Below are 24,905 nucleotides of genomic sequence, written 5' to 3' on the forward strand. Positions count from 1 at the left end.
TCTGTCGCCGAGCTGCTCGCCCAGGCACGCGCTTCATTTGTGCGCCTGGGCTACCGTCACGATGTCCTCGCCGCCTTCTTCGATGACGCGGGCCTGCGCCTTACCGGACTTCCCTGAAGGGGTTTAGCCGCGAGCGCGCCAGCGGGACGGCGACCCCGTCAGACGCGCTTCTCCCAGCGGGGCGTGTCGTCGTCCACGGGCGTGTTCGCGACCTTGGACACCCAGTCCAGCGTCCCCTGCAGCGGGGCCCGGCCGTAGGCCTTCGCCGGGATGAACGCCCAGAGCAGCAGGTAGAGCGCCGCGCTCATCCCCGCGGACGCGAACAGCATCAGCACGAACGCCACCCGCACCAGCGAAACGTCCACGCCCAGCTCGCGCGCCAGCGCCGAGCAGACGCCCAGGAGCGCCCGCCCCTCGCCCCGGTGCATCGGCACCGTCCGCGCACGGCAGTGCGGGCAGCGCTGCGCCTCCCCGGACAGCTCCTTCGAACAGGCCCTGCAGCGTGTCGTGACGTCCATGAGGTGACCTCCCAGTCAGGCCCCCGCTTGGCACGATGGGGGTCCCATACCTACCTACGGACCCCACCGCCCGCGATTGCGCCCGCCCCTCCAATGTCGTGATTCCGGGGGTTTCTGTCCGGCTGCGTCAGTCGATTTACAGATTTAATCCCGGTGATGTTGACAGCCTTACAGGCAGGCGGCTTCTAATTCACCAAGGCTTCCCTTCCCTAGACGGGAGGGACATCTTTCAGCCCGTTGGGCCGCTTTTACAACGCATCTCGTCAGGAGCCGATATGGACGCGCGCACCTCCCAGAATCCCCCGGCCTTCGGCCCCGGCGTGACCGTGGAGGGCACCTGGCACCCGGACTACGCGGAGGTGCTGACGCAGGAGGCCATGGCCTTCGTGGCGAAGCTGGTCCGGACCTTCGGTGAACGGCGGGAAGCACTGCTGGAGCGGCGCAAGAAGGTGGCGCAGGGCTGGCGCAAGGGTGAGCGCCCCCACTTCCTCCCGGAGACGGCGGACATCCGCAAGGGCGACTGGACCGTGTCCCCGGTGCCCGCGGACCTGCAGGACCGGCGCGTGGAAATCACCGGTCCGGTGGACCGCAAGATGATCATCAACGCGCTCAACTCCGGCGCCAGCGTGTTCATGGCGGACTTCGAGGACGCCAACAGCCCCACCTGGGACAACGTGGTGCGCGGCCAGCTGAACCTGCGCGACGCCGTGCGCAAGACCATCTCCTTCACCGCGGAGAACGGGAAGCACTACGCGCTGAATGAGAAGCACGCCGTGCTCTTCGTGCGCCCGCGCGGCTGGCACCTGCCGGAGCGCCACGTGCGCATCGACGGCAAGCCCATCTCCGGCGCCCTCTTCGACTTCGGCCTGTTCTTCTTCCACAACGCGCGCGAGCAGCTCAAGCGCGGCACGGGCCCCTACTTCTACCTGCCCAAGATGCAGAGCCACCTGGAGGCCCGGCTGTGGAACGACGTGTTCCACCTGGCCCAGAGCGAGCTGGACATCCCGCGCGGCACCATCAAGGCCACGGTCCTCATCGAGACGCTGCCCGCCGCGTTCGAGATGGATGAAATCCTCTACGAGCTGCGCGAGCACTCGGCCGGCCTCAACTGCGGCCGCTGGGACTACATCTTCAGCTTCATCAAGACGCTCCAGTCCGACGCGTCCGTGGTGCTGCCCGACCGCGGGCAGGTGACCATGGACAAGGGCTTCCTCAACGCCTACTCGCAGCTGCTCATCCAGACCTGCCACCGCCGCGGCGCGCACGCCATGGGCGGCATGGCCGCCTTCATCCCCATCAAGGGGGACGCCGCCGCCAACGACGCGGTGATGGCCAAGGTCCGCGCGGACAAGCTGCGGGAAGCGAAGAACGGCCACGACGGCACCTGGGTGGCGCACCCCGGCCTGGTCCCCGTGGCCAGGGACATCTTCGACGCGCAGATGAAGGGCCCCAACCAGGTGGCCAACAAGCGCGAGGACGTGCGCATCACGGAGAGCGACCTGCTCCAGGTGCCCTCCGGCACGCGCACGGAGGAGGGCCTGCGCCACAACATCCGCGTGGGCATCCAGTACACCGCCGCGTGGCTGGGCGGCCTGGGCTGCGTGCCGCTCTACAACCTGATGGAGGACGCGGCCACGGCCGAAATCTCCCGCGCCCAGGTGTGGCAGTGGATCAACCACGAGGCCACGCTGGAGGACGGCCGCAAGGTGACGCCGGAGCTGTTCCGCACGCTGCTCGCGGAGGAGATGGCGCGGATGGGCCGCGAGGGCGCCGTCGAGCGCTACGGCCAGGCGCACATGGAGAAGTCCCGCGCCCTCTTCGAGCAGCTGTCCACCGCGCCCGCCTTCGAGGACTTCCTCACGCTGCCGGCCTACGAGGCCCTCGACCCTCAGTCCTGACGCTTTTCCATCCGCTTCAACGAAGTCTTTTCCACCCTTCACTGCAAGCCCGAGGAGTCCTGGCATGTACGACGCGACGCCGACCACTTCCGATGCCTCCCCTCACGCGAAGCTCCATGCCCAGCGCTTCGAGGGAATCAAGCGCAACTACACCGAGAAGGACGTGGAGAAGCTGCGCGGCTCCATCCGCGTGAGCTACACGCTGGCGGAGCTGGGCGCCCGCCGCCTCTGGGAGCTGCTCCACACGGAGGACTACATCAACGCGCTGGGCGCCCTCACCGGCAACCAGGCCGTGCAGATGGTGCGCGCGGGCCTCAAGGCCATCTACCTGTCCGGCTGGCAGGTCGCCGCGGACGCGAACAACGCCGGCCAGATGTACCCGGACCAGAGCCTCTACCCGGCGGACTCCGTCCCCTCCGTGGTGAAGAAGATCAACAACGCCCTGCGCCGCGCCGACCAGATCGACCACGCGGAAGGCCGCAAGGACCGCAACTGGTTCGCGCCCATCATCGCGGACGCGGAGGCCGGCTTCGGCGGTCCGCTCAACGCCTATGAGCTGATGAAGGGCATGATTGAAGCGGGCGCCGCGGGCGTGCACTTCGAGGACCAGCTGGCCAGCGAGAAGAAGTGCGGCCACATGGGCGGCAAGGTGCTGGTGCCCACCAGCCACTTCGTGCGCACGCTGACCGCGGCGCGCCTGGCGGCGGACGTGATGGGCGTGCCCACGCTGCTCGTGGCCCGCACGGACGCGGACAGCGCCAAGCTCCTGATGAGCGACGCGGACGAGTACGACCACGCCTTCATCGACAAGGCGGCGGGCCGCACGGGCGAGGGCTTCTACCGCATCAAGGGCGGCCTGGAGTGCGCCATCGCGCGCGGCCTGGCCTACGCGCCGTACGCGGACCTGGTGTGGTGCGAGACCAGCACCCCGGACCTGGCGCAGGCCAAGGCCTTCGCGGAAGGCATCCGCAAGCAGTTCCCCAACAAGATGCTCGCGTACAACTGCTCGCCTTCCTTCAACTGGAAGAAGAACCTGGACGACAGCACCATCGCGAAGTTCCAGCGTGAGCTGGGCGCCATGGGCTACAAGTTCCAGTTCGTCACCCTGGCGGGCTTCCACGCGCTGAACTTCTCCATGTACGAGCTGGCCCGTCAGTACAAGGACCGCGGCATGGCGGCCTACAGCGAGATGCAGCAGTCGGAGTTCGGCGCGGAGAAGCACGGCTACACCGCCACGCGCCACCAGCGCGAGGTGGGCACCGGCTACTTCGACCAGGTCGCCGAAGTGATTTCCGGCGGCAGCGCCAGCACCCTGGCCCTGCACGAGTCCACCGAGGCCCACCAGTTCTAGACCCGGCGGATCATCCGGCAGCCTGAAGGCCGTGGCGTTCCAGGGAAAATCCCTGGGATTCCGCGGCCTTCGCCGTTCGCGAGGCGAAAGAGGCAACTTCCCCGGGGCTGGGGCGATAATGGAGAGAACGAACTTGAAGCCCCACAGGCACGCCTCCGGGTGTGCCGCGCAGACCGGGGCCTTTTGACGGGAGCCGCCATGAACCGCATCACGTCTCTCTCCGGTCCTCGGGTGCAGCCGGCCACGACGAACACCGCCTCCTCCGTGTCGGGCAGCCGCTTCGGCTCGCTGATGTCGGCTTCGGCCGCGCAGCCGAAGATGGGCGCGCAGGTGACGGGCGGGTCGGTGGTCGCGTCGGCGCTGGCGCAGATGGGGGCCACGCCGCACGGCTCGCTGATGGGCACGTACACCGCGGGTGCCACGCCCATGCAGGCGAACCAGACCCAGCAGCAGCAGGCCGCGGCCTCGCAGACGGGCGCGCAGCCCAAGAGCGAGGAGCTGCAGGCCATCGAGGACCTGGCCACCATGTCCGCGGTGACCATGTCCCAGTCCATCCTGCACATGGGCGGCATGAAGCTGTCCCTGGACCGCGAGTAGTCCCCGCGCCCCAGGGCGTTCTTCACAGCATCGATTTCACTCGAAGCCCTGGGGGAGACCTCAGGGCTTTTTCTTGTCGCTGTCGTCGCTGTACTGGTCGCGGACGCCGTCGTGCCGGTGCCGCGTGTCCTTCCAGGGCTGATCCACGTCAGTGCGCTGTCCGCCGTTCTGCCCGGTGATGTCGTTGAGCTCCTCGGCGCGCCCCTCCGCGGGCACCCGGTCGCCGTGCTCTTCCGGGTCCTTCTGCTTGCTGGGGTCCAGCGGGATGCCGGCGCTCTTCTTGAGGTATTCGTCCTTGGGGTCCATGCCGTCATTCCTCCCTTGAGTCCTCAAGGTGGTGACGGAGTGCCGTACCGGGAGCGGCCGGGCGGACAGGCGTCCCCCTCCTCAGTTGAGGTACTGCGGCTTCTTCGCGGCAGTCGGCGGCTGGGCCTTCATCATCTCCAGCCCCTGGCGGGTGAGGACGAAGCGGACGACGCCGGAGCCGCGCTCGGTCTCGATTTCGGCCTCGAAGGCGGGCCCGGCGATGCCGCCCAGGGAGACGTCCTTGCGCAGGTTGTTCACGCGGCCGGAGAGCAGATCGCCGGCCACCTCGCGCGAGCCCTCGCCGCGCGTGTACAGCTCGAAGGCGGCCTCGTGCAGCGTCATGGCCAGCGCCGGGGTGAGGGGCTGGGAGCTGAAGAGCACGGAGATGAGGAGCCAGTAGGGCGTCTGTTCAGCCATCGCTGGAGTGTAACGGGTGCGGCTAGCGGGCGCGCGGCTGTCTGCGAGCGGCGATGGCCTCCGCGAGCACGCCCTGCGCCCTCCAGTGGCCATACAGGCGGCCCTGGGACGCGAGGAGGTCCAGCCGCTGCCGGGTGCGCTCGTCCAGGCGGCCGGGGGCCGCGTCGCGGAAGGGCGTGCCGGGCAGCGGCATGAAGGTGTGGCCGTGCACGCGAGCGCCCAGGTCGGACAGCCGCTGCATGAGGTCCAGCGTGGCGTCCACGTCCGCGGGCTCCTCGCCGGGCAGGCCCAGGATGAAGTCCACGTTGGGCACGAAGCCGCCCTCCACCGCGAGCCGCGCGGCGCGCACCACGGTCTCCACGTCGTGGCCGCGCCGGGTGGCCTGGAGGATGCGCTCGGAGCCGGACTGGCCGCCGATGATGAGGTTGTCATTGGCCACGTAGCGCTTGAGCAGCGCCAGGGACTCCGGCGTGACGTGCTCCGGGCGCACCTCCGAGGGGAAGGTGCCGTAGTAGATGCGCCCGTCCGGAGCCATGGCCTCCGTCACGGCGGCGAGCAGTTCCTCCACGGCGGCCAGGTTCACGGTCTCGTCGGGGGTGCCGTAGGACAGGGACGTGGGGGTGATGAAGCGAAGGTCGCGCCGTCCCGCGCGGCGCAGCTCGCGGGCCCACCGGGCGATGTTGGCCACGGTGCGGTGCCGGAAGCGCGCCTTGGACATGAAGGGCGTCTGGCAGAAGCGGCAGGCGTAGATGCAGCCTCGGGTGATCTCGATGGCGCCGAACTTCACGTGCTTCGCGGCGAACGGAGGGAAGTCGTCCAGGCGCACGCCCTCGCCGTGGCCGTGCTGCACGAGCTTGCCGTCCTTGAGGTGCGCGGTGCCGTGCGTGGTGCGTGGGTCTTCGCCCTTGAGGACGCGGGCCAGGAGGGCGCGCAGGGTGTGTTCGCCCTCGCCCACGGCGACGAGGTCGAAGCCGGCCTGGAGCGTCTGGAGTGTTTCGGCGGTGGCGTGCACGCCGCCCGCGATGCAGAGGACGTCGCGGCCCTCCAGCCGTTCGCGAACCCAGGTCAGCTCCTCCACGGAGGGACCGAAGCTGGCGGAGTAGAAGGACCACGCGGCCACGACGGTGTCGCCCGCGTCCGAGCGTTCGCGCACGGTGGTCAGCAGGTCCTCGCGGTTGCGCGGGAAGTGCAGTGACACGTCCGCGAGCGCGAGGTCCGCCTCCACGGCGCCGGCGAGCACGGTGAAGGCGTACTTGCCGGGGTACTGGTAGCTCAGGACGAGCGAGACCTTGCGAGGCGTCTGCGACATGACGACTACGGATGATGCCACAGCGCGGTCAGAGGAAGCGGCGCTCCCACTGGCGGACCTCGGCTTCGGTGAAGTCGCCCCAGGAGCCCTTGTGCGCGTAGAGCCACGGCTCCAGCACGCGGGCCAGCTCGCGGTACGCGGGCAGTGTGTCCCCGGCCTCCAGGTCCCCGGCTTCGGGGGCAGGGCCCAGGGACACCACGGCGCGGTCTGGAGACAGGGACTCCACCTGGGTCGAAGGTGAGTGCAACCGGGAGCGCAGTCCCTCCGCGCCGCCCAGTTCGTTGAGCACAGGCGGGCCCAGGAAGTTGAGCCACGCGGGGGGACGGAGCTTCGTGCCCAGATACAGTGCGAGTCTGTTCAGCCGGTGCACCAGATCGAAGCCCGGGTGACGCCGGGTCACTTCATGGAGGCGCGGCGTGATCGCTTGGGTCCAGGCATGGACTTCGAGCGACAGGCCGGCGTGCCCCGAGTTCCACGGCAGCTCGCGCCCCAGGTCGATGGCCAGCGCGCGGATCCACTCCGGCCCGCGCTCGTCCAGGAACTCGGTGGGCAGCCGGAACTCCAGGCAGCAGGTGTTCTCAGGGTACGTGTCGTGGAAGTTGGGCGCCGTGGTGCCACGCCCTTCGTACTTGAAGCAGATGCCCGTCGCGGAGTGATACAGCTCGTGCACCTCGGCGGCACCGAAGACAGGTTCAACTATCCGGGACCGGAGAACCGCTTCTCCCTCCGCATCGAGTTGTGGACTATCCCCTGTGTAGATATCCAGGTACGCATCGAACTGGCGTGGTTCGATGGCCTTTCGATAACGCTCGAAGGCGCGCCAGATCGCCGAAGCGATCTCCTCGTGAGGAGCCCGCACGTAGTAGGTAATGCTGAGTCCTTCTCGAAGCAGGACCACGTTATTGCCCTCGATATCGAGGGTCTCACGGACTCTCGGGACTCGCGTGACCATCAGTTGACTCCGAAGTTGGGAGACACCGTCTTCAGCACCACGTCATTCCCCAGATGCTCCCGGTACACCTCATCCTGCCACCTGCCCGCGTAAGGGCTCCCTGGCGGGTAGGGAGACCAGACTGCGGGCTTGTCCACCGGACACGGGAACTTGAAGTCGTAGATCCGCTGCACCTTCAGCGGGTTGCCCAAGGCGTGCAGTACTACATCCGGTGCGATGCTCCCCGTGAGCAGGTGGAACAGGCCGTCCCGTAGCCATTGCGCCACCTCCTTCGAATCCAACCACCGCGTCCGGCCCGTCTTCGCATCGCGCAGATAGCGTGGCTCCAGGCTGAACCGTCCTTCATCCGTAACGCCCAACGCCCGCTGCACGCACTCCAGCGCCGCAGCGTGCTTCGCTTCCCCCAGTTGCATGGCCCGGGTGACTTCCCTGCCGTTCGCGTCCACCACCTTCTCCCGGCACACCGCGGGAGAGGTCCTCCCTCCTGGCCCCAACAGCCGCTCGTTCACGTCGAAGTTCGCCTGCTTCGCGCACTCCATCAGCACGCGCTCCACGCGGGCCACCTCCGCCGCGTCCCACAGGCGCATCATCGCCGCAGCCTGACCTGCCCGCGCCGTCGCCCTGGACAGCCACGGCAGGATGGCGTCCTGCCCCACCTGCGACGCACACGCCGGGTTGCGCAGACACCCCGCCGTCGCGGAGTCCATCGTCGCCTGGGAGTAGCTTCGGGGCCTGCGCACCTCCGGGCCCGCGCACGCGGTCCACAGCAGGAGGCAGCACAGCCACCACAGCCAACGGGGAGGAGTCATTCCGCGCCTCCTCGCATGGAGGCGCGGGCTCCTTCAACCCACCTCCCGCCCCGGACGCACCGGAGCGGGAGGGTCCATCATCGACCCGCGCTTCAGCTCCGGCGACGGCGCGCCCGCGCCAGACCCAAGAGGCCCAGCAGCGAGAACGCGGCCAGCGAACCACCGCTCGCGGAGCAGCCACCCTGGAAGTTGGCGTCGCCCTCGCCTTCATCCAGCGGCGCCGGCTTCACGCCCGTGCCCGTGCCCGCATCCAACGACGTGCCCGCGTCCACCACGGGGGCCGGGTCCTGCGGCGAGCCCGCATCCACCACCGGATCCGGATCCACCGGGCTGCCCGCGTCGAACACCGGGTCCGGCTCCTGCGGCGAGCCCGCGTCCACGGTCGTGCCCGCGTCCACCGGCGTGCCCGCGTCCACCACGGGGTCCGGGTCGGGCTGCACCACCGGGAACACGTCCTCGCGCTTCGTCGCCTGGATCATGCCGTCGTGGTAGACGACGCCCACCGGCTTGATGGTGTCCGCCCGGTACAGGCCCAGCTTCAGGTAGTTGTTCTGGCCAGAGAACATCGTCTTGGCGTACGTCTTCTTCAGCACCTGGACGCCGTTGTGCCACAGCTCCACGTAGCCCACGGATGAGTCCGGGGACCACTTCACGTGGAAGATGAACTCCTGCCACGCGCCGCGCTTGAGCGCCGTGCTCCACACCGTGCCGCTGTCGTTCAGCGTCAGGCGGATGAGCTCGCCCTTCACGAAGAACTCAATCGGCGGTGACCCGCAGCACCCGTCGTGGTGCCACTGCGTGAAGAGCTGCCACGCGTCCACGCTGGGGAAGTCGTTCGCGAACATCACCTTCCAGCGGTACCAGTACTCCGAGCCCACCTTCTCGTTGCTCAGGTAGACCAACTCGTTGCGGTTGCCGCTGGAGTTGATGGGGTCATCGCCCTGCTTCACCGTCGCCTTGAGGGCGTACTTTCCTTCCGACACCGGGCTCGTCACCACCTGGAGCCGGTCCGAGCTCACCATCTGTTCCTTGCTGTATTGGGAGCGGTTTCCCGTCTCGAAATCGCCCCGCCAGACGATTTCCGCCGCAGCGAGGCTCGGGAGCAGACAAGCCACGAGCCAGAGGTGCAGTGCTTTCAATGCTGGATCCTTGGGGGAGGTGGAAGGGGAGGGGTTGATGCTTTGACAGCAAAGCTTTGACAAACATTACCTCAAACCATTCCTTCACTTCATTCCCCCGCCAAACCATTCCAAGACGCCTGACAACACAGCATGCAGCCAGGCAGGCCCCCACCTGGATTGAAACATGTTTCACGACGGGGCCGGGCCGCCCGGACCCACCGAGCGGACGGCGGAGCGATGTCCTGAACGCAACGCGTCATTGACAGGGGAGCATCCAGGGGGCTGACGGGACGGGGGCGTGGTGTAAGGTCACGGGCCCTTCCGGCGCTCCCTTCCCGGGGCGCCCTTCAGTGTGCCCCATGCTCGTACTGCGAGACGTCCAGAAAACCGACTTGCCCGGCCTGAAGCGTCTTGCCGCGGTGCTGAACACGGTCAACCTGCCGAACAACGAGGAGACGCTCGAGGCCATCATCGACAAGTCGGTGAAGAGCTTCGCCGGCAAGGTGAAGGACCCGTTCGAGCGCGAGTACCTCTTCGTGCTGGAGGACGTGCGCAACAACCTCATCATCGGCACGTCGATGATCATCGCCCAGCACGGCACGTACGACGCGCCGCACATCTACTATGAGGTGAGCGAGCGCGAGCACTACTCCGCCTCGCTGGAGCGGCACCTGCGGCACAAGGTGCTCTCCATCGCGTACAACTACGAGGGCCCCACGGAGATTGGCGGCCTGGTGGTGGACCCGCCCTACCGCGCGACGCCGGACAAGCCCGGCAAGCAGCTGTCCTTCGTGCGCTTCCTCTTCATCTCCATGCACCGGCGGCTGTTCCGGCCGCGCGTGCTGGCGGAGCTCCTGCCGCCGCTGCTCCCGGACGGGCGCAGCCTCCTGTGGGAGGCCTGCGGGAAGAAGTTCACCGGGCTCACCTACCTGGAGGCCGACCGGCTGAGCCGCCAGAACAAGGAGTTCATCAAGGAGCTGTTCCCCGCGTCGGACATCTACGCGTCGCTGTTCCCGGACCGCGTGCAGAAGGTGCTGGGGGAGGTGGGCCCGGCCACGCGCGGCGTGCAGCGGATGCTGGAGCGGGTGGGCTTCCGGTACGTGGAGCGCATCGACCCGTTCGACGGCGGCCCGCACTTCGAGGCGGACACGGCGGACATCTCCCTGGTGCGCCGCTACCGCACGGTGAAGCTGGCGGAAGAGGACTTCGAGCTGGAAGGCGACGACGTGCTGGTCGCCGTCGAGCGCGAATCCGGCCGCAACCGCTTCCGCTCCGTGCGCTGCCAGGCCCGGCTGGACAACACCGTCATCCACCTGCCCGCTCGCGCCAAGGAGATTCTGGAAGTGAAGCCCGGCGCGAAGCTATCCGTCATTCCGTTCGAGTAGCGCGCACCACGCGGAAGTCCCCGCGCAAAAGCGACAGCCAGCGCGCCCCGGCCTCCAGCGCGGGGCCCTCGGGCGGCACCAGCGCGAGCGCCAGGTGCGTGTCCGGGCGCACGGGGTCCAGGGACGTGGGGTCCAAATCCAGCGTCCCTCCGCCCCGCAGCGCCACCCGCACCCAGGCGTGCGGCCGGGCAGGGCCGCCGTCCACCACCAGCAGCCCGTGCACCAGCCCCACCCGCTGGCCCCGGCCTCGGGCGAGGGATGCGTAGCGCAGCGCGTGCGCCAGGCAGCCTCCGGCCTCCCCCTCCCCTCCCGCGCGCCAGTCCGCCGCCGAGGGCCCCTTGTCCGGGAAGGCCGCGTGCACCTTCGCGGACAGGGCGCGCGCCTCGGCCGGCGTCCACTCCGTCATCTCCGGCAGCCGGGTGGGGACCGTGCCGCCGGGAACGAGCCTCAGCGCGCCCTCCGTGCCGCCCTCCACGGGCACGCCCTCCGCGAAGAGCTCCGGCGGTGCTCGCAGCCGCTCTCCGGGAGCCGCGCGGGTGAAGCGGGAGTCGCCCACCTCCAGCGCCTGGAGCTGTCCCCCTTCGTCGTAGCGGGCGCGGAAGCGGGCGCCCAGCATCGTGCCCTCGGCGCTCGTGGGGCTTCTCGCCGTGACGCAGTGGGGCCCCTCCTGGCCGGACAGCTCCTCGCGGCCCTTCACGCAGCCTTCGGGGGGCGGGCCCCGCCACAGCCACAGCGCCTGGGGCACCGCGTCCGCGCCCGTCACGCGTCCACTCGCGTCCACCCGCAGGGCCACTTCTCGTACGCGCTCGCCTGCGTGGCCGTCACGCACGTGCAGGTGCCGGCTGGTGTACGTGAACCGACCCGCCTCCAGGGACAGGCCCACCGTGCCCACCGGGACGCCCCGCCAGGCGAACACGAACCGGGCCGAACTTCCGGCCCTGGCCGCCTCGGCGCCCGTGCTGGCGGGGTTTGCGGGGAGCGCCAGCATGGCGATGGCGAGCAGGGCCTTCATGTCTCATGAAGCATGCGTCGAAATCAGGACCGGCGCGAGAAGGCGGGTTAGCGTCCACCCCGTCCATGGGCGCCAAACGGTACCTCTTCTCGTTCGGGCTGGTGGCAGCCCTGGTCTCCGCACTCATCCTGGGCTTCGTGTTGTACTGGGTGACGGGCAAGCCGGATGACACGGCCGGCTGGGCGGTGCTGCTGCTCGGCGTGCCGTTCCTCTGGCTCATCGGCAGCTACCTGTCGTGGTTCCGCTTCGCGGCCATGCGGCGGCGCGAGCGGCGCGACCTGATGTCCCGGCTGGCCGAAGGCGACCTCACCACGCCCATCCACACCGGCTTCGAGGGCCAGGAGGACCTGCGCCGCCTCATCCTGTCCCTGCGCCGGGCCCTGTCCCAGGTGCAGCGCGTGACGAGCAACCTGCACCGCACCGGCAACGGCGTGAGCGAGCAGGCCCGCATGCTGCTGGAGGCCGCGCGCCGTCAGGGCGGCGCCGTGGAGCGCACGCTCACCGCCGTGGGCGGCAACGGCACCAGCCTCCAGGTGGCCATCAAGCGCGTGCAGCACATTGAAACCTTCGCGCACGAGACGACGGGCGCCCTGCTGGAGATGACCGAGCGGCTGCACCAGGTGGTGGACGGCCTGGAGACCGTCAACGACTTCAGCCAGCGCACCAGCGGCCTCACCCAGGCGATGACGGAGCGGCTGACCCACATCGCCGCGTCCGGCGACGAGCTGGGCCGCTTCGCTTCGGAGGCGGAGGACTTTGTCGCGCTGGTGGAGGGCGGCATCGACGCCGTGCGCCGCCGCGCCACGGAGACCAACAGCATGGCCATCGCCGTCACCGCCACCGCCCAGCGCGGTGAAGCCCTGGTGGGCGACAGCGTGCAGGGCATGTACCGGGTGGAGGAGACGGTGCGCAAGGCGGCCGAGCTGATGGAGATGCTCGGCACGCGGTCGCTGGAGATTGGCCGCATCGTGGACGTCATCCAGGAGATCGCCGACCAGACGAACCTCCTGGCCCTCAACGCCGCCATCATCGCCGCGCAGGCGGGCGAGCACGGCCGCCCCTTCGGCGTGGTGGCCAACGAAATCCGCAGCCTCGCCGAGCGCACCACGCGCTCCACGCGCGAGATTGGCACCATGGTCACCGGCATCCGCGACGCGGTGGAGACCGCCGTGGCGCTGGTGCAGGAGGGCCGCGAGCAGGCCACCGCGGGCGTGGCCCTGGGCGACCGCGCCTCCGAGGCCCTAAGCGAGATCCGCTCCATCACCCAGCGCACCTTCGCCGCCGTGGAGGCCACGGTGATGGAGACGCAGCGGCTGGAGGCGCAGGGCGCCACCGTCGTGGAGGCCAGCAAGCGCGTGGCCCGGCGCGTGGAGGACATCACGCGCATGGCCATCGAGCAGTCCGGCAACGCGCGGGACCTGGTGCGCCAGATTCAAGAGATGTCCCGCGTGGGCCAGAGCGCCGGCCAGAAGGCCGAGGCCCAGGCGCGCACCGGCCGCGACCTGTCCGAGGCGGTGATGCGCCTGAGCGCGGCCATCGAGGAGCTGAGGTCCGCGCACCAGGTGCTCACCCGGGGCGACGCGTCCATCCGCGAAGAGGTCGCGCAGGTGCGCGAGGACGCGCGCCGGGTCATCCGCATTGGCGACGGGCTGGACCGCACGGTGGACCAGCTGGGCCACGAGACGGCGAGCCTGGAGGCGGAGGTGTTCCGCTTCCAGCTGCCCCGGGCCCGCGTGGGCGGCACGCTGAGGGTGGGCCTGCATCAGTCGGGTTCGCTGCGCGCGCGGCAGACGGTGGATCCGCTGTTCGCCGTGGAGAACCAGATGGCGGAGCTGACGGCGTGCCTCTTCTCCTGCCTCGTGCGGCTGGAGGACGGCATGCTGGTGCCCGACCTGGCCGAGCGCTGGGACGCGGATCCGTCCGCGCGCCGCTACCGCTTCTATCTGCGCCGGGGCGTCACCTTCCACGACGGCGCCCTGCTCACCGCGCAGGACGTGAAGCGGCACCTGGAGCGGCTGATGGACCCGGCGCTGCGCTCGCCGGACCGCAGCCTGCTGGAGGACGTGGAGGGCGCGCGCGAGTACGCCAGCGGACTGGCTCGCGAGGTGACGGGCATCGAGGTCCTGGACGAGGGCACGCTGGAGATCCGCCTGCGCGAGCCCAAGGCGTTCTTCCTCCAGCTCATGGCGCTGACCGCCACCGCGGTGGCGAAGCTGGACCCGGCGGGGAAGCTGGTGGGCACGGGGCCGTTCCGCGTCGTGGGCATGCAGGCGGACCGGATGGTGCTGGAGCGCAACGCCACCTACTGGCGCGGCGGGCTCCCGCTGCTGGACCGGTTGGAGTTCGTCCTCACGGAGACGCGTCCACAGGCGGTGCGGCAGCTGTTGGACGGGCAGGTGGACCTCGTGTCGTTCCTGCACGTGGAGCACACGGAGGCGCATGGGCTGGACGCGCATCAGGTGGTGACCAGCACCACGCCCTCCACTGCGTTCCTGGGCCTCAACCTGAACGAGGCGCCGTACAACGACGTGCGCGTGCGGCGGGCGCTGCGCGCGGGCATGGACATCCCGAGCGTGGTGGAGCAGTTCCACCCGGGCGCTCGCGCGGCCCGCACCTTCACGCCGCCGGAGCTGCTGGACGGGGCACAGGAGCTGGGGCCCATGCCGGTGCCGGACCTGACGCTGGCGGAGCGGCTCCTGCGCGAGGCGGGCGTGCGGCGGTTGCAGCTCACCCTGCACCACGCGGTGGGCCGCGACACGTCGGCCGAGGACGCGGTGCTCTTCCGGCCGCTGCTCCAGGCAGGGCTGCTGGAGCTGCGCCACGAGCAGATGCCTCCGGAGGAGTACCTGGCGCGCCTGCGCGAGGGGAAGGTCCCGGCGTTCCGCACGCTGTGGCTGGCGGACTTCCCGGACCCCGACGCGTTCCTGCACTTCCTGCTCAACTCCAGCGCGCAGACGGTGTACCCGCTGGGCTACCGCAACCCGGAGCTGGACCGGCTCACCGCCGAGGCGCGCGTGTCCATTGACCCGGAGCTGCGCTCGCAGCTGTACCGGCGCGCGGAGATGCTCGCGCGCGAGGACTGCCCGCTCATCCCGCTGTACCACGACCGTACGCGCGCGGTGGCGGTGGCCTCCGTGCAGAACCTGCGGCTGCACCAGACGCCGCCGCAGGTGCGCTTCGAGGACCTCTGGGTGGACCCCGCCGCGGGCGGCTGACACTTCAACCAAGCAAAATCTGTTGAACGATAGCGGAATTCCATTTGGCCGTCAGGACGCCAAGGTCCATCGAATGCGGAGCCGGTAGCGGTAAGCCCACCTCTCCCGTCCACACTCCTCGTGATGGGGCTTATCAAGGGCGCGAATGATCCCTTCACCCAGATACCGGCGGGATTAGGCCACCGTCCATTGTTCGGACATTGCTGCACCACAGCAACCTCTGTCCACTCTCCACAGATCCACTCACGTGCCCCACTTCCGGATGGTCGGAAGTCTATCCAGGCCGCACTAGCGATGCTTCAAGCAGAGCGATTAGATTCAGGCCACCACAAACTGCGGAGGAGTTCATGGGGCGCAGAGTCTTCTTCAGCTTCCATTACGAGCGCGACATCTTTCGGGTCAATGTTGTGCGCAACAGCAACATGGTCAAAGGATCCATTGAAGCAGGCTACATTGACTCCAGCCTCTGGGAAGAGGCAAAGCTCAAAGGCGATGCCGCAATAAAGCGAATGATTAATGGCGCGCTCGACAACACCAGCGTCACTGTTGTCCTCATTGGGCAAGAGACTGCATCTCGCCCATACGTGCGGTATGAAATCGAACAAAGCCTCGCCAGAAGCAACGGCCTGCTTGGCATCTACATCCACAACATTTCAGATGCCCGGTCATTCCTGAGCGCGTTGCAAATCAACACACAAGGCGACAATCCATTCAGACACGTACACGAACGCAAAGGTGGGTTCGACATACCTTTGTCTTACCGGGTTAATTGCTACGACTGGATCAACGACAATGGATACCAGCATTTTGGCAACTGGGTAGAGCAGGCTGCTCGGGATGCCGGCCGATGAGTCCAAGCTTTACGGGTGACGAGAGCTTGAGTCGTGAGGCGTTTTTCAGTGAGTACGGCGTTGCCCTTGTCCAAGGCACGGCCGCCGTTTTCGCTGGCGCAGGTCTCTCCAGAGCAGCTGGGTACTTAGACTGGAAGGGGCTTTTGCGTGAAATTGCCGAAGAAATGGGACTCAACATTGAATTCGAACCAGATCTTGTTGCGGTCGCTCAGTATCACGTAAACAGCAATACCCAGGACCGCTCGCGACTCAACGCACACCTACACGCAGCCTTTAGCGAGGATGCACGCCCCACAGCCTCACATCACATTCTGGCACGACTTCCAATTCACACATACTGGACAACAAACTACGACTCGCTTATCGAAGAAGCTCTAAAGGACGCCCAAAAGAGACCAGATATAAAGAGCAAGAGAAGCAGCCTCGCAACAACCAGAAAAGGGGCCCTTGCCACTGTATACAAAATGCATGGGGACGAACGAGAAACCGAAAATGTCATCATTTCGCGCGACGATTACGAAAACTACGCGCGCAATCATGGCGACTTCCTCGTGCACTTACGCGGCGATTTAAGCAGCAAAACATTCCTTTTTTTAGGCTTCAGCTTCTCCGACCCCAATCTCGACCATGTTCTTGGCCAAGTCCGCGCATCTTGCGGCAACTCGCCCCGCACACACTATACAGTCATGCGGAAGGAACAGCCTGAACAGTGGAGGTCTCAACAGGAGACAGACTATGCCATCCGGAAGCAGGCTTTACGCATCGCAGACCTAAAACGCTACGGCATCCACACGGTACTAATCAACGAATGGAGTGAGGTCCCGGCTCTCCTGGAAGAGCTAGAACGGCGCTACCTTCGGCGTCACATTTTTGTCTCAGGCGCAGCTGGAACCCATACCGAGCCGTTTGGAAAGGAGCGCCTAGAAAAGTTCGTTTCTCAACTCGGGAAGCGCATCATCAACCATGACTACAATTTGGTAAATGGCTTCGGCCTAGGCATCGGAGCGGCACTAATTACTGGAGCCTTGGAGGCGGCCTACGCTGACGACCAAACTCGCGTGGGTCAGCGACTTTTGCTCCGCCCATTTCCACTCGGAAGACCAGACCTATATACCAAGTATCGAAAAGAGATGCTTGAGGGCGTTGGATTCATCATACTCATAACAGGCACCAAGCTAGTAGATGAAACTCCAATTCTCTCGCCGGGATGCCGCGAGGAGTATGAACTCGCCCGAGCGCGTGGGGTCTATCCTATTCCAATAGGAGCCACTGGCGGCGTGGCTGAGCAAGTGTGGAATGAGATCGCACCACGTCTCACGGAAGTCTATCCAGGGCAGTTCCCGAATGAGGCCTTCAACCGGCTCAATGACAAAAGTCTTAACGACGATACCCTGCTAGATGCCGCCTTTGAGTTAATCCACTACTTAACGCCCAAGAGATGGGTCCCGCCACGACGCTGAGTTATCCCCTCATTTGAGGATTCCCCTGGGAGAACGTGTGAGCGGCCGAGCGAGCCAGCTCCGAGGGAAATCGAAAATGAGGGGACGCTTCAGGTCACGGTACTCTATTCCTCACACGGCACGGTGACTTCTACTTTCACGCGCCCGACTCCTGCACGTCTCGCACTCGGGCGCCGAATTTAACGCGGAGGCCAACAAACCTCAGCCCAGTTTCTCCCGCAGGACCCTGGCGATAGCGTTGGGCTCGAAGGCAACTTCTGGTTCTGCGCGAATCTCCCGCGGCAAGCCGCCAAGCGTCCCAGGAACACGTATGGGAATGATGAGCTTGCGATGCGACTGCGCCACCGAGACCTCGTAGTCAATCCACTTACGGCTGTGACTCGTATCCCCCACGAGAACGAGGACCGCAGCAGAGCCCTGAATCAGAGGCCGCAGATGGTTGCGGATTTCCTGCTCTCCGTGCTGCCGGACATCGGAACGCTCGCACGTAGCAACCACGTTGGAACCCAACCGATGCCCTTCAATCCAGCCTGCGACCCTGTCCTTGTATGGCTTTTCTTCGTAGACGTAGCTAATGAAAATGGAATGCGGCATCGTCAGTTTCCCCCGTCAAAGTATTTACTTCACAGTCAGCATACCAAGATGGCGAGTCAAACGCCTATGCATCTGGTTACTCTAGCATACAGCTCAAGTGTCCCCTCCGACTAAGGGGTGTCCCTAAACGAGGGAAGATGCGCTGCGGCCGAGGGAAGCAGTCGAGCCCTCGGTCGAGCATCGGCAGGAGGGGTTGCACTGAAGCGGGGCCATTGCCTACCCCAGGGGATGCACCGACATGAACTCACCGACCAGGAATGGAAGCGCATCCGCCCGCTTCTGCCTCCCCGGCGGGGACGGCACTCGCTCAAAGGCGAGCGTCTGTTTGTCAGCGCCGTGTACTGGCTCGCTCGGACCGGCAGCCCCTGGCGAGACCTGCCCGGTCGATATGGCAAGTGGAAGTCCGTGCACAACCGCTTCAACAATTGGTCGAAGCGCGGCGTGTGGGAGCGGCTCTTCAAGGAAGTGCAGGTCGAGTCGAATCCCCCCGTGCCGAGGGACGAAGCCTCCATCCTTGATGGCACCACCATCCGGGCGCATCTGGACGCCGCAGGAGGAAAAGGGGGGTCCAACACAACGCTCTGGGACGCTCTCGAGGAGGTTTTTCGACCAAGGTCCATGCCCTCGTCGACAGCCGAGGTCGGCCACGCCACATCGAGCTGACGCCCGGCCAGCGGCACGAGATGACCAAGGCCGACGACCTGATAATGCATGCGGTGGGCGAGGCCTGCATCGCCGACAGCGGGTACGATGCGGACTGGTTCCGCGCCCTGCTCAAGTTCTTCGGCATGAAGGCCGTCATTGCCTCCAAGCCGGAGCGCCCCAGAGCCCTTGCGAAGGACCGCAAGCTCTACGCCCTTCGTTATCTGGTCGAGCGGTTCTTCCATGGCCTCAAGCGCTTCCGCCGCCTCGCGACTCGATATGAGAAGACAGCCCGCAACTACCTTGCCCTCATCCACATCGCCTGCACTCGGATGTGGCTCAATTAGGGACACCCCCTAGCCACCTCCCCAAAGGTATTCAGAGAGAATGCCATGTAGGATTTTTTGGGCGGAAGGACGTGAACTTTGTGCACGAACTAGCGCGCAGGCTTAACGCATGACCTCTGCTCGGCCAACCTTCAACCGGGAAATCCCTTTAGCGATGAGCGCGTGAATCTCCAAGGGACTTCGAGAGGAGGCTAGCTGGCGATTTTCATCTTCCGTCAACCGGTTGATCTCAGAAAGTCCCTTTAGCCCGAGCCGCCGGAGGAGCATCCGCACTCCTGAGAAGTCAGGCTTCAGACTAGGCTCATGCGCTAGGTCCTTGACCAGTTCGGCGTACTCCTCGGCCTTCTCGATGTGCTGCTGGAGGTCGAAAACGTCGGGGCTCCAAGCTGGATCGTCGGCACTGATAACATCCCAGACATCCCGGGTGACGCCTCCTAGTCCCGCGACGAGGTAAACAGGAATCTTCAGTTCGATGGCGAGCGCGAGTTCCTCAAGTACGCCGGGATAGCGCCCCCGGAAGCCAAACCGCCTGCCACAAATGGCAACGAGGCACGTCGCATTCTTGATAAGCGAGCGCCGCATTTCCGTGAGAGCAAGCGCCCACTCCAACGGAGGAATTTTCGAGTCCATCCTCACTGATGGGCCGGCACGACTGTTTGGAGGCGGGTGGAGGACAAGAGTAACATGCAACTCCCGCTCCTCCATGTCTTCCATCTTCCATTCCTTATGGATTGGCCAGACAATGTGAGACTCGAAGCGTTCTGCAACAGCGTTCTCTCGTGCGTATGGCCTCACTGAGTCTATCAGCCTAGTCACGAACCCATTGGAGCGAAAGTCGCCGCCCGTCGCGAAACTAGCGCCGAGAACGAACATGTGAAGTGCCATTCCACTCAGCACCGCATCAAGGTGCTCTGTCGACTGCCCGCAGACCTCAAGATCCTCCTCATCATTGGACGTGGAAAAGACTACTTGTACGCCCTTTAAGGGCTCGTCATCCCGCGAATTGCTCGCAGCAGGGCCGTGCGCCAGCAACTGGGTTGTGGTTATCGCACGGATGCCCATGCGCGCCAGTAGCGCCAATTCCTCTCCAGGCAGGGGAGGATCTGGATAAACGTGAAGAGTTTCCGAGGACGCATGGGTGGATACTTCAAGGCGAGTCAACAACTCCGACTGGAGAGCTGGAGGCAACGAACGGGCAATTACACTGCTAGCATCCATGCCCAGGGCCTCGACGCAGGAGCCGATGAGCGCCTGCTGGCTCATGCCTCGAAGGAACTCGGACACAATGGCCCGGATTACAGTATCCGGATTGCCCTGCCATCGGATAATGGGGAGGTTCGTAAAGCCGGGCAGGATCCGTGGGGCGCCTTCGCGGATGGCATCAATCACGAGAATGGGGCGGGAATACTTGAGGGCCCAGCCCAACTCCTGCAGACACCACTGGCTATCGGCGAATCTGTCGGTCCAGATGAGCACCACGAACGCGTTCGCAATCACATGCTCAATGCTGGTCTCGAAATTCGAGGCATGAGGAATATCATTACGGTCAAAGAAGGTCTTGAGCTGGGTCTTTTTGAAGAGATGCTCACGAAGTTCCTGCGCCACAACCTCGCCATCCGCCTTGGCGTGGCTCAAGAACAACGTGGGCAGTTCGGGCATACCGGACGGAGTGAGCATCCGAGCTAGGACGACCTGGATGTCCTGAACAATGCTGCCGAGGTCCCGCTGCTGAGATCCATCCCGGGCGGGCACAGCGTTCGTGTTCGCCACTGCAGGCACTGGAGAGAGCAGGTGCGCGCCGCTCGTTGCTGCCACCGGGATGTAGGCTCTCCGTCCGGCAGCAAAGTCTGGATGAGCAGTAAAATCCTCGACGAGCTGGCGCCAGGCTGGAACGCGGGCCCGGTATAGTTCCGAGTCAATGACTACGACGAGGGCATTGCGATCCGCGTCGTCAAGGACAGGTCGACCCCGCGGCGCTGCAGGAATCCTTAGTCCCGCGAGCCAGACCGGAATCTCGCTGCTACCGGAGGCAGGCATGTCTCGGCGCTGCAACTTACGGAACAAGGCCTGGGCAAGCCGCTGCCCCAGGCTGTCCTGCACGCACCCATGCCACGCGACATGAACCTGCAGGGGAGACCGGAAGCTGATCACGGACTGCTCGCGACTGGCGTATCCTGGCATCGTCACATTCTAACCTGTCGATTGGGCTCACTGGACGTCCGTCCCACTCACGCCCGTACGCGACTCTCCCTTCTTGAATGGGGCCGTGCCCACCCAACCATGGATCTGAGCGTCGCCCGCCCCCAACAGTCAGGAAGTGAGTACAGCGTTTCCACTCCCAGGGAGCAGTCGCCCCAGTGGCAACTTGCCGAGTCTGCCTATTTTCCGAGGAGAATCACACGAGGTGCGTGAACGCCACGGAAGCGAGAGACTCTCACGACCTCTGCTGTACATGCGGCCCGAATTTTTCTCGAACCTCTCGCGACCTACTCAAGGCGTGTGCCCGCGGGACTGGCGTTGCGCTGGGGCCAGCCTCGGGATTCGGCGCGTCCTCCGACGGGATAGGACTCCAGCCACCAGACGCCGTCGCGGCGCAGGGCCACGTACAGCAGGTCTCCCGCGAACACCGCTCCTGCCACTTCCACGCGGCCCGGCAGGGAGCACTGGTTGAGCTTGTTGCCGAAGGCGATCCATTCGAGCCACGCCTGGCGCTGACCGTTCAGCAACTCCGCGTCCGCGAGCACGCCCATGGTGTTCTGCTCCAGTAGCGCGGCTTCGTGGAAAACGCCGGGCAGCACCGGCGAGGGCAACACGTCCACCTCCGAGAAGAAGTGGCCGTCGTCGGAACTGAATGAGCGCAGCACGGTGCGCAACTCCGCGTCGACGCAGGGAGTGCCATCCGTGTGGTCGCACGAAAGCGCGAACGCATGGCCGGCCGCGCCTCCGGGGGACATGAGCACGGGCTCGGACAGGGGCGACAGCGTGCGTGTGCCCGCGTCCCAATCCAGTGCGGTGAGCACACCTCCATCCGTATCCAGGAAGGCCCGCGTGCCCACGAGCAACCGTCCCGATGCGAGCGCCAGTGACGGCGCGCCGCCAGGGACACCCGCATCGAGTGTTTCGAGGCTCAGCGATGCGATGCCACCGTCCCCGCTCGCATCACCAAACGCCATGAGAGTCCCGCCGTCCGTGCTCATTTCAGGCGGTGCCTGGTCCGTGAACGCCAGCCGTCCATCCCACGGCGTGTAGAGGTACGCGCCGCGCGTGTCGTCCACCGCGAGCCTCGCCGCTCCGCCACCGTCCTCCTCTGGCCCCATCGCCAGCGGCACTCCCGCGTCCGCGCTCAGCAACACCAACCGCGAGCGCAGCGGCTCCGTGCCCGCGTCTTCGCTCCACGTGACGTACGTCAGCACGTCCCCTTCCTTCGTGAGCGCGACCCTGCCCGCTCCCGTTGTGCCGGGCACACCATCCCCTCCATCCAGCGCCGCATCGGCGAACGCCAGTGACGTGCGCCAGCGCAGCTCGCCCACTCCGCGGGGCGCGTAGGCCTCCAGCGCTTCCGGCGCGAGCACCACCACGCCCTCGTCCGACACCGCGAGCAGCGTCCTCGCGCCTCCGTCCTCGTAGGGCGATTCGTAGCGCAGCAGCCCGCTCTCCGTGTACGCGGCGAGCCAGCAGCCCGCGTCCTCACCGCACACCGACACGTAGACCGTCCCGTCGTCCACCAGCAGCACCGGCCCGCCGTCCTCCGCGACGGGCGCCCCGCCCAGCTCCGCGCTGAAGTCGGGCTCCAGGTCTCCCGCGTCCGGACGCACGCACTCGCCCGCGCTGCACGTGCCTTCGTCCTGGCAGGGCGTGGCCGGCGCGCAGACGAAGCCGTCCGGCGGCGTCACGGACCGGCACGTGCCGCTGAAGCAGACCTGCGCCGCCTTGCAGCTCACCGCGCCGCACGGGCTGAAGTCCGCCACGTCCGCCTCCTTGCAGCCTTCGTTGCGGTCGCACACGCCCACCTTGCAGGGGTTGCTCGGCACCGGGCACGCCACGTTGGCCGTCACACAGCCCTGCGTCGGCGAACAGCTGTCCACCGTGCACGGGTTGTCGTCATCGCACGTGCGCGGCTGTCCCACGCAGACACCTGCCTGGCAGCGACCGTTCTCCTGGCAACGGCTGCTGGGGATGCATGACGCTCCGTCATCCAGCGGGGACTCGATGCACTGGCCGGACTCCAGGTCGAAGCGCGAGTCGCGGCACTCCCCCTGCGGCACGCATGGCAGCGGGCGCACACCCACGCCGGTGAGCTTCACCTTCGTCGTGGTGCGCCCCGCGGTGAGCACCAGCTCCCCCTCCACCGGCGTGTTGCCCGCGGAGAACAGGATGTCCACCGTGCCCGTGCCGCTGCCCCCTACGACAATCTGGGACACGACGACGAAGAAGGGCGCGTCCGTCACCGCGTCCACCGTGACACTCGCGCGGCCGGTGGCCACCAGCGTCAGCGAACGGCGCGCCTGCGTGCCCTCCAGCACCCGGCCGAAGTCCACCACCTCCTGCTGCGGCCGGAAGCTGGCGCTCGCACCGCCCACGTTGGGGTCGTCGCCACAGCGGCACCCTCCCACCAGGACGAGCAACAGCAGCAGCCACCAGCGAGCACGGGCGCGGAACATGCCCCCGACTCAACCGCGCCCCCCCGGGCCCGCGCAACGTGCGGCCCACCCTGGCAGGTCGTCCCCGCACATTTTCCTGCCCGACCGGGCCCGTTACGGTTCCACGGCGGACTCACGCCGCCGCGTCAGCGCCCGCACGCCGAACCCCAGCGCCGCCACCACCAACAGCCCGATGACGGCATATTGGTAGCGCGACACCAGCACCGTCAGCCGCTCCAGGTTGCCGCCCACCGCCATGCCCAGCGCCAGGATGAGCCCGCTGTGCGCCAGCGCGGAGATGGCGCCCAGCACCAGCGCGTTGAAGCGAGGCATGCGTGCCGCCCCCGCCGCGATGAAGATGACGCCCCGGATGCCCGGCAGGAAGCGGTTCACCAACAGCAGCCACGGCCCCGCGTGCCGCATGCGCGCCTGCACCTGCTCCAGCCGCGCGTGCGTGAGCCCGAAGAAGGAGCGCCCCGGCTGCGCCTCGAAGCGCTTCGCCAGCCACTTGCCCACGGAGTAGTTGATGAACGCGCCCACCACGCTGCCCGCCGTCACCACCGCGAGCACCAGCCACCAGGGCTTCTCCCCGCGCACGGCGTAGACGCCGCCCATGAGCACGATGGTGTCACCCGGGAACGGCGGCACCACGTACTCCAGCATCGCCGCCACGCCGAGCACCAGGAACCCGAACGGCCCCAGCATCCCAATCAGCTTGTCGACGTGCTCGATCCACATCCGCGCGGTGCCCTCCTGGCCCTGAAGCCTCCACGCGAGACTTAAGTCACCTCCCCGCCCGGCGGAACCCATGTCCTCCACCCCACGCGCGGCGGTGAACAGGCGCGGACCGGCTGCCGCCCCCCAAGCCCGCGCCGGGCCACTCAGCCCAGCGAGACCCCGCCATCCGCCGTGAGGACACTTCCCGTGACGAACGACGCCTCCCCACTCGCGAGGAAGACGGCCGCGTTGGCGATCTCCTCCGGGTTCGCGACGCGCTGGAGCGCATGCATCCGGGCGGCGGCGGCGCGCTGTTCCTCGGAGCCGTTCCAGAGCCGGAACGTGGGCGTATCCGCGCCGCCGGAGACGAGCACGTTCGCGCGGATGCCCTGCGGTGCGTACTCCGCCGCGACGGTGCGCGTGAGCCCGATGAGGCCCGTCTTCGCGGCGGCGTAGCCAGACGTCCCGGGGATCGCCTTCGTGTGTCCCACGAACGTCCCGATGTTGATGACGCTGCCTCCGCCCGACTTCAACATCGCGGCCACCTCGTGCTTCGTCGACGGGAACGCACTCACCAGGTACCCGTCGATCCACTCCCGGAACGAGGCCGTGTCCAGCGTGTGCGTGGGCCCACCGCCGAACGTTCCCCCCGCCGCGTTGACGCCCACGTCGAGCCTCCCGAACGTCTCCAGCGTGAAGCGGACCAGGGCCTCGACGTCGCCCTCCTTCGTCACGTCCGCCGCGCGGGCCACCCCCCGCCCTCC

The 24,905-nt window shown here is 66.7% G+C and carries 20 protein-coding genes and 1 pseudogene; 8 read left to right on the top strand and 13 right to left on the bottom strand.

What is annotated here, in order from left to right; all coding sequences use genetic code 11:
• Positions 1 to 158: 158 nt before the first annotated feature.
• Positions 159 to 518, bottom strand: coding sequence for a PspC domain-containing protein (locus D7V80_RS28775; protein WP_014399816.1), 360 nt, complete (start codon positions 516 to 518; stop codon positions 159 to 161).
• A gap of 275 nt (positions 519 to 793) precedes the next feature.
• On the opposite strand from D7V80_RS28775, the gene aceB reads away from it, so the two are divergent.
• The 3 genes from aceB (at position 794) to D7V80_RS28790 (ending at position 4,364) form a co-directional block, all read left to right on the top strand.
• On the top strand, positions 794 to 2,416 hold the full coding sequence (aceB, locus tag D7V80_RS28780; protein WP_120591204.1) for a malate synthase A: 1,623 nt from the start codon (positions 794 to 796) through the stop codon (positions 2,414 to 2,416).
• Positions 2,417 to 2,480: 64 nt separating this feature from the next.
• Complete coding sequence (aceA, locus tag D7V80_RS28785; RefSeq protein WP_014399818.1) at positions 2,481 to 3,767, top strand: isocitrate lyase; 1,287 nt, start codon at positions 2,481 to 2,483, stop codon at positions 3,765 to 3,767.
• 198 nt (positions 3,768 to 3,965) lie between these two features.
• Positions 3,966 to 4,364, top strand: coding sequence for a hypothetical protein (locus D7V80_RS28790; RefSeq protein WP_120591205.1), 399 nt, complete (start codon positions 3,966 to 3,968; stop codon positions 4,362 to 4,364).
• A 60-nt stretch (positions 4,365 to 4,424) separates the two neighbouring features.
• Here D7V80_RS28790 and D7V80_RS28795 read toward each other — a convergent pair whose 3' ends face one another.
• From D7V80_RS28795 to D7V80_RS28820, 6 genes are all read right to left on the bottom strand, one after another.
• Positions 4,425 to 4,670: a hypothetical protein gene (locus tag D7V80_RS28795; protein ID WP_120591206.1), complete on the bottom strand. Its 246-nt coding sequence runs from the start codon at positions 4,668 to 4,670 to the stop codon at positions 4,425 to 4,427.
• An 81-nt stretch (positions 4,671 to 4,751) separates the two neighbouring features.
• Positions 4,752 to 5,087, bottom strand: a complete 336-nt coding sequence (locus D7V80_RS28800; RefSeq protein ID WP_120591207.1) for a hypothetical protein — start codon at positions 5,085 to 5,087, stop codon at positions 4,752 to 4,754.
• Positions 5,088 to 5,109: 22 nt separating this feature from the next.
• The gene (locus tag D7V80_RS28805; protein WP_120591208.1) at positions 5,110 to 6,396 is read right to left on the bottom strand and encodes a TIGR04013 family B12-binding domain/radical SAM domain-containing protein; all 1,287 of its coding nucleotides are present in this window, start codon (positions 6,394 to 6,396) and stop codon (positions 5,110 to 5,112) included.
• 28 nt (positions 6,397 to 6,424) lie between these two features.
• Positions 6,425 to 7,348, bottom strand: coding sequence for a type VI immunity family protein (locus tag D7V80_RS28810; RefSeq protein WP_120591209.1), 924 nt, complete (start codon positions 7,346 to 7,348; stop codon positions 6,425 to 6,427).
• Positions 7,348 to 8,157, bottom strand: a complete 810-nt coding sequence (locus D7V80_RS28815; RefSeq protein WP_120591210.1) for a hypothetical protein — start codon at positions 8,155 to 8,157, stop codon at positions 7,348 to 7,350. The genes D7V80_RS28810 and D7V80_RS28815 overlap by 1 nt, the downstream gene beginning before the upstream one ends.
• Before the next feature lie 92 nt (positions 8,158 to 8,249).
• Positions 8,250 to 9,296: a polysaccharide lyase gene (locus D7V80_RS28820; protein WP_120591211.1), complete on the bottom strand. Its 1,047-nt coding sequence runs from the start codon at positions 9,294 to 9,296 to the stop codon at positions 8,250 to 8,252.
• A 341-nt stretch (positions 9,297 to 9,637) separates the two neighbouring features.
• Between D7V80_RS28820 and D7V80_RS28825 the strand changes: the two genes are divergently transcribed.
• A complete protein-coding gene (locus D7V80_RS28825) occupies positions 9,638 to 10,663 on the top strand; it encodes an arginine N-succinyltransferase (protein ID WP_120591212.1) in 1,026 nt (341 codons plus the stop codon).
• On the opposite strand, the gene D7V80_RS28830 is transcribed toward D7V80_RS28825, so the two are convergent.
• The gene (locus D7V80_RS28830) at positions 10,647 to 11,675 is read right to left on the bottom strand and encodes a lasso peptide biosynthesis protein (protein WP_120591213.1); all 1,029 of its coding nucleotides are present in this window, start codon (positions 11,673 to 11,675) and stop codon (positions 10,647 to 10,649) included. The genes D7V80_RS28825 and D7V80_RS28830 overlap by 17 nt on opposite strands.
• A gap of 65 nt (positions 11,676 to 11,740) precedes the next feature.
• On the opposite strand from D7V80_RS28830, the gene D7V80_RS28835 reads away from it, so the two are divergent.
• The 3 genes from D7V80_RS28835 (at position 11,741) to D7V80_RS28845 (ending at position 17,201) form a co-directional block, all read left to right on the top strand.
• Positions 11,741 to 14,890: an ABC transporter substrate-binding protein gene (locus tag D7V80_RS28835; protein WP_120591214.1), complete on the top strand. Its 3,150-nt coding sequence runs from the start codon at positions 11,741 to 11,743 to the stop codon at positions 14,888 to 14,890.
• A 347-nt stretch (positions 14,891 to 15,237) separates the two neighbouring features.
• On the top strand, positions 15,238 to 15,741 hold the full coding sequence (locus D7V80_RS28840) for a TIR domain-containing protein (protein WP_120591215.1): 504 nt from the start codon (positions 15,238 to 15,240) through the stop codon (positions 15,739 to 15,741).
• On the top strand, positions 15,738 to 17,201 hold the full coding sequence (locus D7V80_RS28845) for an SIR2 family protein (protein WP_120591216.1): 1,464 nt from the start codon (positions 15,738 to 15,740) through the stop codon (positions 17,199 to 17,201). Before D7V80_RS28840 ends, D7V80_RS28845 begins: the two co-directional genes overlap by 4 nt.
• A 201-nt stretch (positions 17,202 to 17,402) precedes the next feature.
• On the opposite strand, the gene D7V80_RS28850 is transcribed toward D7V80_RS28845, so the two are convergent.
• Positions 17,403 to 17,795, bottom strand: coding sequence for a TIR domain-containing protein (locus D7V80_RS28850; RefSeq protein ID WP_120591217.1), 393 nt, complete (start codon positions 17,793 to 17,795; stop codon positions 17,403 to 17,405).
• A 255-nt stretch (positions 17,796 to 18,050) separates the two neighbouring features.
• Between D7V80_RS28850 and D7V80_RS43070 the strand changes: the two are divergent.
• Positions 18,051 to 18,784, top strand: a pseudogene (locus D7V80_RS43070) (IS5 family transposase); the annotation flags it as partial.
• 102 nt (positions 18,785 to 18,886) lie between these two features.
• On the opposite strand, the gene D7V80_RS28865 reads toward D7V80_RS43070, so the two are convergent.
• The 4 genes from D7V80_RS28865 to D7V80_RS28880 all read right to left on the bottom strand — a co-directional run.
• Entirely contained in the window at positions 18,887 to 20,821 is a 1,935-nt protein-coding gene (locus D7V80_RS28865; RefSeq protein WP_158616718.1) for a TIR domain-containing protein, read from the bottom strand.
• A 449-nt stretch (positions 20,822 to 21,270) separates the two neighbouring features.
• Complete coding sequence (locus D7V80_RS28870; RefSeq protein ID WP_120591220.1) at positions 21,271 to 23,445, bottom strand: hypothetical protein; 2,175 nt, start codon at positions 23,443 to 23,445, stop codon at positions 21,271 to 21,273.
• Between the two features lie 93 nt (positions 23,446 to 23,538).
• Complete coding sequence (locus D7V80_RS28875) at positions 23,539 to 24,162, bottom strand: DedA family protein (RefSeq protein WP_120591221.1); 624 nt, start codon at positions 24,160 to 24,162, stop codon at positions 23,539 to 23,541.
• A gap of 143 nt (positions 24,163 to 24,305) precedes the next feature.
• Positions 24,306 to 24,905: SDR family oxidoreductase (locus D7V80_RS28880; RefSeq protein WP_120591222.1), on the bottom strand; the 600-nt coding region annotated here is incomplete at its 5' end.

Source organism: Corallococcus sp. CA054B (assembly GCF_003611625.1).
Taxonomy (GTDB): domain Bacteria; phylum Myxococcota; class Myxococcia; order Myxococcales; family Myxococcaceae; genus Corallococcus; species Corallococcus coralloides.